General features: G+C 31.5%; 10 protein-coding genes and 2 rRNA genes. 5 read left to right on the forward strand and 7 right to left on the reverse strand.

Translation table 11 applies throughout. From position 1 onward, the window contains the following. Positions 1 to 315 precede the first annotated feature (315 nt). The 3 genes from AVANS_RS02385 to abc-f form a co-directional block, all read right to left on the reverse strand. Positions 316 to 1,776, reverse strand: coding sequence for a hydrogenase small subunit (locus AVANS_RS02385; RefSeq protein WP_239818061.1), 1,461 nt, complete (start codon positions 1,774 to 1,776; stop codon positions 316 to 318). 196 nt (positions 1,777 to 1,972) lie between these two features. Then, on the reverse strand, positions 1,973 to 2,299 hold the full coding sequence (locus AVANS_RS02390) for a hypothetical protein (RefSeq protein WP_239818062.1): 327 nt from the start codon (positions 2,297 to 2,299) through the stop codon (positions 1,973 to 1,975). Beyond that, positions 2,296 to 3,882, reverse strand: a complete 1,587-nt coding sequence (abc-f, locus tag AVANS_RS02395; protein WP_239818063.1) for a ribosomal protection-like ABC-F family protein — start codon at positions 3,880 to 3,882, stop codon at positions 2,296 to 2,298. The genes AVANS_RS02390 and abc-f overlap by 4 nt, the downstream gene beginning before the upstream one ends. A gap of 61 nt (positions 3,883 to 3,943) precedes the next feature. Between abc-f and AVANS_RS02400 the strand changes: the two genes are divergently transcribed. From AVANS_RS02400 to AVANS_RS02420, 5 genes are all read left to right on the forward strand, one after another. Beyond that, complete coding sequence (locus tag AVANS_RS02400; RefSeq protein ID WP_239818064.1) at positions 3,944 to 4,969, forward strand: GGDEF domain-containing protein; 1,026 nt, start codon at positions 3,944 to 3,946, stop codon at positions 4,967 to 4,969. Next, positions 4,962 to 6,188, forward strand: coding sequence for a diguanylate cyclase (locus AVANS_RS02405; RefSeq protein WP_239818065.1), 1,227 nt, complete (start codon positions 4,962 to 4,964; stop codon positions 6,186 to 6,188). The genes AVANS_RS02400 and AVANS_RS02405 overlap by 8 nt, the downstream gene beginning before the upstream one ends. A 482-nt stretch (positions 6,189 to 6,670) precedes the next feature. After that, a 23S ribosomal RNA gene (locus AVANS_RS02410) occupies positions 6,671 to 9,581 on the forward strand. A 116-nt stretch (positions 9,582 to 9,697) separates the two neighbouring features. Next, positions 9,698 to 9,814 (forward strand): 5S ribosomal RNA (gene rrf, locus AVANS_RS02415). 322 nt (positions 9,815 to 10,136) lie between these two features. Then, positions 10,137 to 10,703: a zeta toxin family protein gene (locus tag AVANS_RS02420; protein ID WP_239818066.1), complete on the forward strand. Its 567-nt coding sequence runs from the start codon at positions 10,137 to 10,139 to the stop codon at positions 10,701 to 10,703. Between the two features lie 528 nt (positions 10,704 to 11,231). Here AVANS_RS02420 and AVANS_RS02425 read toward each other — a convergent pair. From AVANS_RS02425 to htpG, 4 genes are all read right to left on the reverse strand, one after another. Then, positions 11,232 to 11,498 carry a hypothetical protein gene (locus AVANS_RS02425; RefSeq protein WP_239818067.1) on the reverse strand — a complete coding sequence of 89 codons (267 nt, stop codon included), beginning with the start codon at positions 11,496 to 11,498 and terminating at the stop codon, positions 11,232 to 11,234. 118 nt (positions 11,499 to 11,616) lie between these two features. Continuing rightward, positions 11,617 to 11,988, reverse strand: coding sequence for a hypothetical protein (locus AVANS_RS02430; RefSeq protein WP_239818068.1), 372 nt, complete (start codon positions 11,986 to 11,988; stop codon positions 11,617 to 11,619). A gap of 194 nt (positions 11,989 to 12,182) precedes the next feature. Beyond that, positions 12,183 to 13,271, reverse strand: coding sequence for a DNA adenine methylase (locus AVANS_RS02435; protein ID WP_239818069.1), 1,089 nt, complete (start codon positions 13,269 to 13,271; stop codon positions 12,183 to 12,185). Continuing rightward, the gene (gene htpG / locus AVANS_RS02440) at positions 13,271 to 15,088 is read right to left on the reverse strand and encodes a molecular chaperone HtpG (RefSeq protein ID WP_239818070.1); all 1,818 of its coding nucleotides are present in this window, start codon (positions 15,086 to 15,088) and stop codon (positions 13,271 to 13,273) included. The genes AVANS_RS02435 and htpG overlap by 1 nt, the downstream gene beginning before the upstream one ends. Between the last annotated feature and the right edge of the window lie 4 nt (positions 15,089 to 15,092).

Consider the following 15,092-nt stretch of genomic DNA (forward strand, 5'->3'; position numbering starts at 1 on the left):
TTGCGAAGTCGTTCCTTACCCCCTTCCCCTTAAACCCCATCCCCCATCCTGACAACGCTACAGCATGGAAAAATTGCCTAAAATCCATAACCTGCTACGCAGCTAGATGGATTTTTTAACGGCAATTTTTCACATCTTTATTGTAATTTTGCTCTGCAAAATTACTTTTAAATTCCTATTTCAAATTCTTTGATTTTTTTGTTTGAAATTTTAAAGAATTTGAAATGGGAATTTCGTTTGTTAAAAAAGATTTTTTGAAGAAAAATAAAATCTGAAATTCCTAATTCAAATTCTAAAAAGAATTTGAATTAGGTTTTAAAAACCTTTTAGATGATAGTTTAATCTATCTATTAAAATCTCGTGTTTAAATAAATCACCTTCAAATTTTACGCTTTTACACTCTAGCATTTTTAGTGATTTTGCTATCATTGATGCTATGCTATCTACTACACCAAATAAAATCGCTATTTCATCAAGTCCGCCAAGGCGATAAATAAGCACTAATCTAAATGATTTTGTAACATCTATTAAAATAGGCTTTTTAGCTAATTTAAAATCAAGTCCACTAGCAATTCCTATTTCGTATTTATTAGCCATATCAAGTAATTCATTTAAGCTTAAATCAAGTCCTAAAATATTAGAACAGGCTTTTAAAATACCACTAAATGTATTGTCAATTTTACTTTCTGCTTCAAGGCTTAGATTAAATTTGTCTTTATAATTATTTAAAAGTTTTGCACCTAGTTTGTTTTTATTTAATAATTCAGCGTGATTTTGGCTTTCGTATTCTAAATATGCTAATAATTCATTATTTACATAAATTCCATCATCTTTTACGATAACTTCATCGCTTTTATTAAATCTTTCTAAGCTCTCATAATTTCTTGCTCTTTTTGTCTGCGCATATGAGCTTGCTAGAGCTTGCTCATAAATACCATATCCATCCCAAAAATCTCTTTCGCTACACGCAATACAGCCATGACCAGCTTGCACAGGCCAAGAAGTTTTTGCATTAAACTTTGTTTTAGGGCAATTATTAAATGTATATGGTCCTTTGCAACCAACTTTAAATAAGCATGCACCATTTTTAGCTGCTTCATCGCCGAAAGTTTCTACGAAATCTCCACTCTCAAATGCGATTTTTCTCTCGCACATATCATGTAAGCATTTTGAATAAGCAAATGCAGGGCGATTGTTTTCATCTAAAAGCGGTGCTTTATCAAAGAATGCGTAATGTAAAATACTTGCAATTATATTGCTCTCGCTTGGAGGACAGCCTGGGATTAATACAGCGTCTTTTAAAATATCTTCTATGCTAATAGAATTAGTTGGATTTGGCTTTGCAGCTTGAATACCACCATAAGATGAACAAGAACCTATCGCATATACGCAACTTGCACGACTTGCTAATTCTTTTAATTTATGCATTGCACTATGAGCAGGTGCTCCGCCTGTATAATAACTTGCCTCGCTTATAGCACCTTCAACAACTAATAAAAAAGGCTCATTTATATTTAGTAAATCTTCAGCTAAAAATCCACTAGCAGCCATATAAGTTTCATGATAAACAAGGTCAATAAAATCAAAAATCAAATCATCAAGACCAATATTTTCACTTCTAATAAAACTCTCGCTACAGCCTGTGCATTCGCTAAAATGTAACCAAATAAGCTTTAATTTCTTAGCATTTATTTTTGCATAGATTTCGTTTTCATCAGCTTTAACACCTAGAGTTTTTAATGTGCTTTGAATTTGAGCTAAAACATTTGCATTCATAAAAATCCTTTAAATAAACTTAAAATATAAAGTTAAATTGATAATAGCAGAATAATTTTTAAATTTAGTAACTTTTTTACTCAAAATAAAATAAAAATATATTTATTTTAGATATTAATAAGATTAAAATTATTAGAAAATTGTAAGGAATTTGAAATAGGAAATTGCTTTTAATTCCTATTTCAAATTCTAAAGATTAATCGCCTTGATAATAGTTCTTTTCTAGTTCTATATCTTCATCTTGGGTATTGTTTTTTGCCCATTCGCACATTGCATCTCTTAGCATTAGATATTTTTTCTTAGATAATTTTTCAACTTCGTTTAATTCTCTATTTTCTAGTAATTTGATTTGAAAAAATGTATCGTCTTTCTTAGAATATTTTAAGAAAAAATCCACGAAATCAAAATAATCTTTTTCGCTTTTATAATCTATTATTTCTTCAACATAAATAGTAGGTCCAAATCCCATATGGTTTTGGCTAAAATTACCAAAACCTGCCGAATATTCTACTTTAAAAGTCATTTTTCACCTTCATATTTTAATAAAAATTCTTCGTAAGTTCCAGCAAAATCTATAAGCTCACCATCTTTTAAATGCCAAATTCTATTAGCAAACGAGTTTATTAATTCTCTATCGTGGCTTATACAAATCGCAACTCCATCATAATCATATAAAGCTTCTCCAAGTGAAATAATAGCTTCAAGATCAAGGTGGTTGTTTGGCTCATCTAATAAAATGAAATTGCCACGCTCTAACATCATTTTACTAAGCATAAGTCTATGCTTTTCTCCACCACTTAAATCTTTTGCATGTTTTTCTTGATCAGCCCCACTAAATAGCATTCTTCCAAGACATTTTCTAATTTCATCAATATCTTTATGTTTTTGAGAAATTAAGAAATCATATAATTTTACATCTTCAATAATTTTACTTGAAGTATCTTGTGGAAAATAACTAGGCTCAATGGTTGCACCTAATTTTACTTCGCCGCTATCAGGCTTTAATTCGCCCATTATTATTTTTGCTAATGTGCTTTTACCAGCGCCACTTGCTCCTATTATTGCAATTTTATCGCCTTTATTTACCTTTAGATTTAAATCTTTAAATAATTGCTTATCATAAGCTTTGCTAATGCCACTTAATTCTAAAACTTCATTACCGATTTCTCTATTACATCTAAATAAAATTGATGGGTCTCTTCTGCTTGAAATTTCAATTTCGCTAACATCTAATTTTGCTAGGTTTTTTGCACGGCTTGTAGCTTGTCTTGCTTTAGAAGCATTTGCGCTAAAGCGAGCGATGAATTTTTCTAAAGCTTCTTTTTCTTTTAAGTTTTTAGCAAGTGCTGCTTCTTTTTGTCTTTTAATAAGTGTGCTTTGCATATACCAATCATCGTAATTTCCTGCAAATTCACGAATTTGTTTAAAATCTACATCAAGCATTCTAGTGCAAATACTATTTAAGAAAAATCTATCGTGAGAAATCACAACCATTGTTCCATCGTGTCGTTTTAGTTCATTTTCTAGCCAATTAATAGCATCTAAATCAAGGTTGTTCGTAGGCTCATCTAAAAATAATACATCAGGTTTTGCAAAAAGCACTTGAGCAATTAACACCTTAAATTTATCGCTTGTTTGAACATTTTTCATAAGTTTATCGTAATTATGAAGATTTAGTGAGCTTAAAATCTTTTCACATCTAGTATCGCACTCATAATTTGGGTCTTCTTCAGCGCAAATCATTTCTAATTCACTTAAGCGATTGTTGATTTCGTCTGTATAATCGGTGCATGTTGCATAGATTTGCTCTTTTTCTTTTACAGCTTTATAAAGCCTTTTGTTACCATACAAAACTGCATCTCTTAAGCTAAAATCTTCATAAGCAAATTGGTTTTGCTCTAGCACGCCGTATCTTACACCATTTTCAAAACTAACTTCTCCACTTGTAGCCTCAAGCTGGCCTGCAATGATTTTTAAAAAAGTAGATTTTCCAGCACCATTTGCTCCAATAAGTCCGTATTTTTCTCCACGCTTTAAACTAAGATTTACATTTTCAAATAACAATCCCGTAGGGTATCTCATAGTAAGAGATTTGATTTCTACCATTTTTTATCCTTTTTTTATATAATCAATCTTTATTAAAATTTATAAAAGGCTCTACAATACAATGAATTCATTTTTTAGTGAAATAATTATTTCTTTACCTAGTGCTACATTTATTTTAGAAATATTAGCACTTATTATTGCACTTTACTTTAAAAAATACAACATAATAGCAATTTGCATTCTATTATTAAGCTCAAAAATGATTTATTTATTTTCAACTCATTATCAAGCCCATATATATGTTAGTTTGTTTATGCCTTTTGTTTTTGCGATTTTAATAAGTCTAAAAAAGGAGTATGATACTATAAAATGCTTACTTCCTGCTAGCTTAGTTTTTATCTTATACATATTATTAGGAGTTTTTTTATCTCAAAATACTAATTTTATAGTTAATGTTACAGCTAAATTTATGCCTTTTAGCTTTGCGATTTCGGATTTAAGCTTAGCATTTTTTATTGTATTTTTTATATATTTATTAGCTTTAAGATATTTTATATTTTTTGAAAAAAGTATATTTTTGGCTTATTTTTTCGCATATTTTGAATTTTTAATATTTAGTTTTTTAGAAAAAACAGATGTAGGATTTTTTGAGTTTAGTTCTTTGATATTTTTAATAGCAATAGGTATAGAAGGTTATAAATTAGCATTTTTTGATGCTTTAACTCAGGTTTATAATAGAAGAGCTTATGATAGAACTAGGCTTAAAAACGGCGATGTGATTGCGGTTTGTGATATAGATTTTTTTAAAAAAGTAAATGATACTTATGGGCATGATGCAGGAGATGTGATTTTAAAAGGTATTGCAAAGATTTTAAAGCAAAATGTAAGCAAAGTATATAGGTTTGGTGGAGAAGAATTTGTAATTGTATTTAAAAATCAAGATTTTAAAATTTGTGTAACAAAATTAGATAATATAAGACAAATAGTAGAAAAAGAAATTTTTAAATTTAGCGATAAAGAAATAAAAGTAACAATTAGCATCGGTGTAAATATGGTTGAAGCTGATAAAAAAGAAGCCTTTAAAAACGCTGATGAGAAACTATATAAAGCTAAAAACAATGGAAGAAACAGAGTAATATATGAGTAAAAAAGAAAAACAAATACAAGAATATATAAATAAATGGGGTCCTGAGCTAGAAATAGGTGTTGATATGGTTGATGAAGAACATAAATTGTTCTTTGAAATGATTGAGCAAGTTTTTGAAGCGGCAAATGAAGGATATAAAGAATTTAACGCAGTTTTTCAACTTGTATTAAATCATCTTGCTTGGCATTTTAAAAACGAAGAAGAATTTATGAAAAGCGTTGCAATTCATACAAAATATATAGACTATCACAATGCAATCCATTCTCAATGTATTTCACAGCTTGTAAAAATGAGAGATGCAGTAGTAAAACAAAATAGTTCCGATGATATGGTATATCAAAAAGAACTTGCATTAAATCTTGCTTTTTTTGTGAAAAACTGGTTGGTTTTTCATATTTTAGGAGAAGATTATAAGATTGCTAAACAAATTGAATATATAGAAGCGGGTCATAGCCCACAAAGAGCTTATGATATGATAAATGAACAAATGGATAAAAAGATAGAGATTTTAACCATAACTTTATCAAATCTACTAAAAATATATGAGATAAGAAACGAAAAATTATTAGAAATAGAAGCAGATATTAAAACAAGTTTAAAGAAAAAAGAAGAACAATTACAAGAACAAATCCAAGAAAATAAGAAAAAATCAATCACAGATGAGCTAACAGGCCTTCATAATCGTCGCCAAGCTATGTTTGTTTTAAATAATATTTGGAGCGAGTTTCAAGACCCAACCTGTGCAATAATTCAGCTAGATTTAGATAAATTTAAAGAAGTAAATGATACTTATGGACACCATGCTGGTGATTTGGTTTTAAAACAATTTTCTAATGCTGTTAAATATTTCTTTGAAACAAATGAATTATGTAATAAATATAGATATAGCGATAGAGAAACGATACATTTTTGTCGTTTAGGTGGAGATGAATTTTTAGTAATTTTACAAAAGTATTCATTAGATGAAGCAGTAGCTATTGCAAATGCTTTACATGCAACTGTTAATAATATAGAAGTATTTGATGAGCATAAAAAGATAATATGGAAAGGAAGCACAAGTATAGGTGTAGCTTGTAGAAATGCTGATAATAGAGACTTTGAATCAGTATTAAAAGCTGCTGATGCTTATTTATATAAAGCTAAAGAAGATGGAAGAAACTGCGTTCGCTCTATGTTACACGAGATAGGGGGGGGGGTATTTCTAGCAGAGTATATGTAGGATATCAGTCCTAATTTTAGGGGATTTGAAATTCCTATTTCAAATTCTTTAAAATTTTTTTCTCTCTTTAAGAATAATTTAAGCTTAAAGAGATAGAATACGAGCTTTATTTCACAAATCAAAAACTTAAACAGAGCATTTAAGCAAATGTTCTTTCTAGGTTTTATTTAATTTAATTCTATGTTTATATATAGTTTTAACCTAGTGTTATTTTATTTATCAATGTTAAGAGTCACAAGCAAGTAATATAAAACAATTTCATAAGCTTGTTAAAGGTAATTAAGTCTTAATCTCTTTCTTAAATATTAAGAAAAAGTTTTTAAGCATCACAGCTTAGACGCTTTCCGTCTTGAAGGTTAAGAATGATTACATAAAAACTTTAGCAAGGAAGTAATGCGTTTTAGTAATACTAAAAACAATAACAATAATGCATGCAAATATATTTCAATTTTAATTGTAATAATATTTAACATTATTAATAAAGGTAAGCTAATAAGAGCGAATGGCGGATGCCTTGGCAGACAGAGGCGATGAAGGACGTACTAGACTGCGATAAGCTACGAGGAGCCGTCAAGGGGCATTAATTCGTAGATTTCCGAATGGGGCAACCCAATACATAGAGATATGTATTACCATATATGGAGCGAACGTTGGGAATTGAAACATCTTAGTACCAACAGGAAAAGAAATCAATAGAGATTACGCTAGTAGCGGCGAGCGAAAGCGTAAGAGGGCAAACCACTAGTTTACTAGTGGGGTTGTAGGACTGCAATAAAGACTAAGCAAAGATAGTAGAACAAGTTGGAAAGCTTGAGCGTAGAGGGTGATACTCCCGTACATAAAATCTTTACTTTACTTAGCAGTATCCTGAGTAGGGCGAGACACGTGAAATCTTGTCTGAAGCTGGGTCGACCACGATCCAACCCTAAATACTAATGTCTGACCGATAGTGTACAAGTACCGTGAGGGAAAGGTGAAAAGAACTGAGGTGATCAGAGTGAAATAGAACCTGAAACCATTTGCTTACAATCATTCAGAGCACTATGTAGCAATACAGTGTGATGGACTGCCTTTTGCATAATGAGCCTGCGAGTTGTGGTGTCTGGCAAGGTTAAGCTAACGTGAAGCCGTAGCGAAAGCGAGTCTTAATAGGGCGATAAGTCAGATGCTGCAGACCCGAAACGAAGTGATCTATCCATGAGCAGGTTGAAGCTAGTGTAAGAGCTAGTGGAGGACCCAACCGACGGCCATTGAAACGGCTCCGGATGACTTGTGGATAGGGGTGAAAGGCCAATCAAACTTCGTGATAGCTGGTTCTCTCCGAAATATATTTAGGTATAGCGTTGTGTAGTAGCTATAAGGGGTAGAGCACTGAATGGGCTAGGGCATACACCAATGTACCAAACCCTATCAAACTCCGAATACTTATAGTGTAATCACAGCAGTCAGGCGGCGAGTGATAAAATCCGTCGTCGAGAGGGGAACAACCCAGACTACCAGCTAAGGTCCCTAAATCTTATTTGAGTGGAAAACGATGTGAAGTTACTTTAACAACCAGGAGGTTGGCTTAGAAGCAGCCATCCTTTAAAGAAAGCGTAATAGCTCACTGGTCTAGTGATTTTGCGCGGAAAATATAACGGGGCTAAAATAAGTACCGAAGCTGTAGACTTAGTTTTTACTAAGTGGTAGGAGAGCGTTCTATAGGCGTTGAAGATGTACCGGTAAGGAGCGTTGGAGCGTATAGAAGTGAGCATGCAGGCATGAGTAGCGATAATTAATGTGAGAATCATTAACGCCGTAAACCCAAGGTTTCCTACGCGATGCTCGTCATCGTAGGGTTAGTCGGGTCCTAAGCAAAGTCCGAAAGGGGTATGCGATGGAAAATTGGTTAATATTCCAATACCAACATTATTGTGCGATGGAAGGACGCTTAGGGCTAAGCAAGCTAGCTGATGGAAGTGCTAGTCTAAGGTCGTAGGTTGTTATACAGGCAAATCCGTGTAACGTTAGACCGAGAACTGAAAGGCTTTCTGAAGTCTTCGGATGGAAGGAAGAATTGCTGATGCCGTCGAGCCAAGAAAAGTTTCTAAGTTTAGATAATGTTGCCCGTACCGTAAACCGACACAGGTGGGTGGGATGAGTATTCTAAGGCGCGTGGAAGAACTCTCTTTAAGGAACTCTGCAAAATAGCACCGTATCTTCGGTATAAGGTGTGGTTAGCCTTGTATTAGGATTTACTCCGAAAGCAAGGAAACTTACAACAAAGAGTCCCTCCCGACTGTTTACCAAAAACACAGCACTCTGCTAACACGTAAGTGGATGTATAGGGTGTGACGCCTGCCCGGTGCTCGAAGGTTAATTGATGGGGTCAGCAGCAATGCGAAGCTCTTGATCGAAGCCCGAGTAAACGGCGGCCGTAACTATAACGGTCCTAAGGTAGCGAAATTCCTTGTCGATTAAATATCGACCTGCATGAATGGCGTAACGAGATGGGAGCTGTCTCAAAGAGGGATCCAGTGAAATTGTAGTGGAGGTGAAAATTCCTCCTACCCGCGGCAAGACGGAAAGACCCCGTGGACCTTTACTACAGCTTGACACTGCTACTTGGATAAGAATGTGCAGGATAGGTGGGAGGCTTTGAGTTATAGACGCCAGTTTATAATGAGCCATCGTTGAGATACCACTCTTTCTTATTCGGGTAGCTAACTAGCGTGAGTTATCCTCACGTAGGACAATGTCTGGTGGGTAGTTTGACTGGGGCGGTCGCCTCCCAAAAAATAACGGAGGCTTACAAAGGTTGGTTCAAAACGGTTGGAAATCGTTTGTAGAGTATAAAGGCATAAACCAGCTTAACTGCAAGACAAACACGTCAAGCAGAGACGAAAGTCGGTCTTAGTGATCCGGTGGTTCTGTGTGGAAGGGCCATCGCTCAAAGGATAAAAGGTACCCCGGGGATAACAGGCTGATCTCCCCCAAGAGCTCACATCGACGGGGAGGTTTGGCACCTCGATGTCGGCTCATCGCATCCTGGGGCTGGAGCAGGTCCCAAGGGTATGGCTGTTCGCCATTTAAAGCGGTACGCGAGCTGGGTTCAGAACGTCGTGAGACAGTTCGGTCCCTATCTGCCGTGGGCGTAAGAAGATTGAAGAGATTTGACCCTAGTACGAGAGGACCGGGTTGAACGAACCACTGGTGTAGCTGTTGTTCTGCCAAGAGCATCGCAGCGTAGCTAAGTTCGGATGTGATAAGAGCTGAAAGCATCTAAGCTCGAAGCCAACTCTAAGATGAATCTTCTCTTAAGGTCGCAGCAAGACTAGCTGCTTGATAGGTTGGGTGTGTAAGTGGTGAAAGCCATTTAGCTGACCAATACTAATAGACCGTCCGCTTACTTTAAATAAGCATTACTTCCTTGCTAAGGTTTATTACTTTAGTAAGTTTAAGAGTTTAAATTACTTGCTTTTAACATTGTTATTTAAGTTTATTAAAAACTAATAGATTTAAATAACAATGTCCGTGATTATACAAATGTGGTAACGCCTTGTCCCATCCCGAACCAAGAAGCTAAGCACATTGTGGGCGATGATACTGCACCTTACTGGTATGGGGAAAGTAGCTCGTTGCGGACTTGTTAAAATCTTTTTTAACTCCTTTCTTTTTAATAATAATTAATTTTACATATTTATTTTTTTAAATCAATTTTATATTTATTTATTTTTTTAAAAACGGGATAGGGCTAGAAGGTGTTTTTATTGCATTTTTCTGGTTTTTATGGTTGGTTAATGTGAAGGGTTATGTAAAATTTCCTAATGGTCTAATTATTCAAGTTTCAAACCATATTTTGCTAGAATTAAGTTTTTTGTTTAATTAATAAATTAATATAAACATTATAAACAAATATAAATACTTTAGTTTTATTATAATTGCTTGAAAAACTATATAGGAAATTTTATGATAAATCAACCAACTGCAACTATTTTTGCTGGTGTAAATGGTACTGGAAAAACGACTTTATATTTTTTAGCACAAGAGAAAGGAATAATTTTAGGTTATCGTATAAATGTGGATGAGATAGCTCAAAGTATTGGAGATTATAAAGATAAGAAAACTCTTATTCGTGCTTCTAAAATAGCTTTAACAATGCGTAAGGTTTATATGAATGATAGACTTAATTTTAATCAAGAAACTACGCTTTGTGGAAAAGCTATATTAAACTTATTTAAAGAGTTAAAAGAGAATAATTATAAAATAAATTTATATTTTATAGGACTTGACAGCCCAAAAACAGCAATAGAGCGTGTAAGGATACGGGTTAGTAAGGGCGGACACGATGTAGAACCACACTTAATAGATAAAAGATATTATGAAAGTATGCAAAATCTTTTAAAGGTTATGCCATTATGCGATGAAGTGTTAATTTATGATAATACGCAAAGCTATGAGCTAATAGCAAAAATAACAAATGGGGTGATGGATTTGCAAAAAAAAATTAATTGGTTTAGTAATTTAATTTTATAAAAAATAAAATCTTAAAACTAATCTTATTACAATAAATATAATTATTCTAATAGAATATATGGTTTATTTATAAGATTTTAATTTAATTTAGAATTTGAAAGAATTGGAAACGAAATTTTGCTACCCCAATTAGACCAGCATATCTTTAAAATCTAATCCTAGCAAAACATGGTTTGTAAATAATTTTGTAACTTAAAAATAATATGAAGTTTATTATTAGATATAACTAGGAAAATTTTAAAGAATTTGAAATAGGAATTGGATTAATATTTTTTTAATATAAACAGCTATTCTTGTAGTGAATTTTGCGATTATTTAAGTTTTGTTTGCTCTAATATTTTTCAAGTTTGGTTTTTTTAATTTATTTTCACTTATTGTAATAGTTTAAATAGTTTTGCTTTTAATTGATTTTTAACATAGTTAAATACTAGATAAAATGCTTTATATTTTTGATTTAATAATAAATTTCATATAAACATAAACAGATTTTATGTTTATATCTGTTTGTTGTTTATATGTGTTGTTTAGTTATTTTTTGTTGTTTTTTGCTAATTCTTTATCAGCCCATTTACCTATTTTATCACCAAAATAGAAGAATGCAAAAATTGCAGGTGACCATTTTATACATGTCCATATAAATGGAACTCCATTTGTATAAAGCCATACAAGAGCATCCCACATGTATGCCCACATTAAATATATACCATAAAGAACTAATACTCCTAGTAAAGGTCTTATCCATACACTTAGTGCGATTAAAAGTAATACCATCATTGTCATTTTTATTTTCTCCATTTTTAATTTTTATAAGGTGCTAATGACTAAGTATTTTTCTAAAATTTTAGTGTTTTAAGTACTTATAGTATTAATTATAATATTGTTTAAAACACATAAATTATAAGCCTAATAGCAACTAACTCAATTGATAGAACACACAGCCACCATTATTTATAATACTTTTAGCTACTTCAATATCTTTATCTATACCTGCACAATGTTTATGATATAGATCAGTTACTGTTATATCTTCATCACGATTTGCTTCCCCAAAGAAGCTAAGATCTGTAAGAAAACAATTAAGCTCTAATAAGTCGTTTTCTGTAATTAGTATTCTGCTAAATTCATTTTTACCATTTTTGCGTTTACAAAGATCTTGCAAAAATTGTTGCAATATAGGGCTAATATAATAACCATATTCTACTAGCTCAGCATCTTGTGGCCATTCAAAATCTACTTCTGTAGTAGGTTTTTTCTTTGTTTTATACATAGTTATGATTGTTTCCATTATTTTTCCTTTAAATAAAATTTATTATAAATCCGTTAAAAAAAATAGGATTTGATATTTATTATACCCCCCCCCATTCTTAATTTTTACTTAAATAGCAAATATAGTTTTATGCAATACGGCATTTCAATAATATATAATCCATAACTAGCTATTACTAGGAAAATTTTAAAGAATTTGAAATAGGAATTTGCTTAATATTTTTTTAAAATAAACAGCAGTTCTTTTACATGAATTTTGCGATTATTTAGGTTTCTACTTGCTCTAAAAGTATTGTATTTTTGCTCTAATACTTTTAGCTTACCCATTTTTGAAAGTTTAGTTTTAAACTCATTTTCGCTAATTATTCCTTCGTTGTTGTATGAGATTAGAATAATTTTTGCCTTTAATTTATCTATTAAATCAAAAAAACTCTCACTAGCTTTATTTCTAGAATTATAAGCACTTTTATTCCAGCCTTGTGCAATGCCTGAGATTTTTGAAATATCTTGTGGTTTTACATAATTTGTAATTAGATTTAGCATAAAATAATTTGAGCCATAAGGATGTTCGTTATATGGTGGGTCAATATAGCATAAATCACAATCAAGTTCATTAGCTAAAACATTAGCGTCCTTTTGAAATACACTAAAAGGCACATCATAATTTGAAAAAATTGGCATAGGCAAAGTCATTTTCGTAGTAATCCTACTAAGTGCATTCTTGCCTTCGCCACCCCATTGTCCTATGCCGTTTTTGTTTTTATAAAAGCCTTTAAAAACTCCACTTGTATTTACATTTACGCTTGAAATATATAAAAGTGGAGCTAAAAAATACTTTTTGTATTGATGATTTTCTAAAAGCATTCTAGTTGTATCAATAAAACTTGCATTATAATTTGTATAAAAAGCTCTATCAACTTTTTGTATATTTAATTCATCTTTTGGAGAATAAAGCTCTCTTATAAAGCCATTTTCGTTTAAATTATTTATGATATTTTGGCTTAATATTTCATGTTCTTTTAAAAGCTCTTTATAAAAATCATCATTTATATTTGATAAATAGCATTCATTTATTGCTTTGCTATAACTTTCTAAATCATTTGCTATTAAATAGCTTGAGTGTTGTTTTAAAAACCTTGCAACTATTCCACTTCCACTAAACAAATCAACCGAGCTTAATTTATCTTTTTTAAGCTCGGTTTTAGCAAATTCAACGCCTGTGCTAATAAAATCTAGCAAGGAGCGTTTGTTGCCTAAATAAGTAATTATTTGTTCGCTTAAATAGGCTTTATTTTCTTTCATTAAAATGCTTTTTTAGCAAGATTAATTACAGCTTCGTTAAACTCAGCAACCTTAGCAAACTCTAATCCTTGAGCAAGTGCAGCCGTGCCGTATGCAAGATATGCTAAATCTTTTAGCTTTTCATCATCATTATTGCTTACTAATTTTTCTACTAGCTCATGCTTTGCATTTAATTGTAAAACGCCTTTAGCATTCATTTTTTCTCCGCTAAATTGAGCCATCATTTTAGCCATCATGTATTCTTGATCGTTGCTATCATACACAAGGCTTGATAATGAGCTTTCTAAGCTATTTGATAATACCACTTCTTTTACATCGCTTTTTAAGATTTCGCTTAATTTTTCACAAAAGCTTTTTTGCTCTTCGTTTAAATCATCTTTTTTGATTTCGCTTACTTCGTTGATTGCTTTTAAATCATAATCTTTATATTTATGAACCATTGGCATTACAATTGGATCAATCTTATCGCTTAATAATAATACATTTATTCCGTTTTTCTTGTAGCTTTCAAGTAGTGGAGAATGTTTTAATAATTCTTTGTTTTCGCCTATTAGATAATAAATAGTTTTATTTTCGCCCAAATTAGCACAATATTCTTCAAGTGTTATTTGCTTGTCATCTTGGCTATTATCAAATTTGCATAATGTTAATATTTCATCTTTATTTGCGCTTGGGTCAAATAAAGCTTCTTTTAAAACAGCTCCGAATAATTTATAAAATTCGTTATATTTTTCTGCATCGTTTTTTTGTAATTTTTCTAATTCATTTAAGATTTTTTTAGTGCTTATTTCTTTAATTTTTTTCAAAATTACATTTTCTTGTAAAATCTCACGGCTAACATTTAAAGGTAAGTCTTCAACATCAAGCACACCTTTAACAAATCTTAAATAAGTTGGTAAAATCTCTTCTTTTTCGCTAATTAAAACTCTTTTTACATAAAGTTTTATGCCTTTTTCATAATCTACTCTATATAAATCATGTGGAGCGCTTGCTGGTATAAAAAATAAACTTGAATATTCTAATGAACCACCTTCGCTTTTTGTATGCACATATAAAAGTGGTTCTTTGCTATCATAGCTTATGCCTTCATAGAATTTTAAATAATCTTCTTTTTTAAGGCTAGCTTTGTTTTCTCTCCATAAAGCTTTTGCTTTATTAATTTGCTCAAATTTTAGTTCGGTTTTTTTATCATCACCCTCGCCAACGCTAACTTCTTTTTCTAAGAAAATTGGATACGAGATATGATTTGAATACTTGCTTACTAGACTTTCTATTTTATAAGTATCTAAAAACTCATCATCTTTTAGATGAAGAACTATTTTTGTTCCTATGTTTTCTTTATTTGTTTTGCTTATTTCATAGCCGTTTGTATCGCTACTCCATAAAAATGATTCATTGCATAAAGCTTTTTTTGTATATACTTCAATCTTGTTTGCAACCATGAAAGCTGAATAAAATCCAACACCAAATTGACCTATCAAATCGCTATTTTTCTTAGCATCATCACTTAGGTTTTCTAAGAATTTTTTAGTGCCACTTGAAGCTATTGTTCCTAAATTATTGTTTAAATCAGCTTCATCCATTCCTATACCATTATCTTCAATAATTAGAAGTTTTGCGTCTTTATTAACGCTAATTTTAATACTAGGACTAAAGCTAATTCCTTTATATTTATCATCGCTAAGGCTTAAGAAATTTAGCTTATCGATTGCATCGCTTGAGTTTGATATAAGTTCTCTTAAAAATATTTCTTTGTTTGAATAAAGTGAATGAATCATTAAATTAAGTAATTGATTTACTTCGGTTTTAAATTCCATAATT

The organism is Campylobacter sp. RM5004 (genome assembly GCF_022369455.1).
In the GTDB taxonomy this organism is placed as follows: Bacteria; Campylobacterota; Campylobacteria; order Campylobacterales; family Campylobacteraceae; genus Campylobacter_E.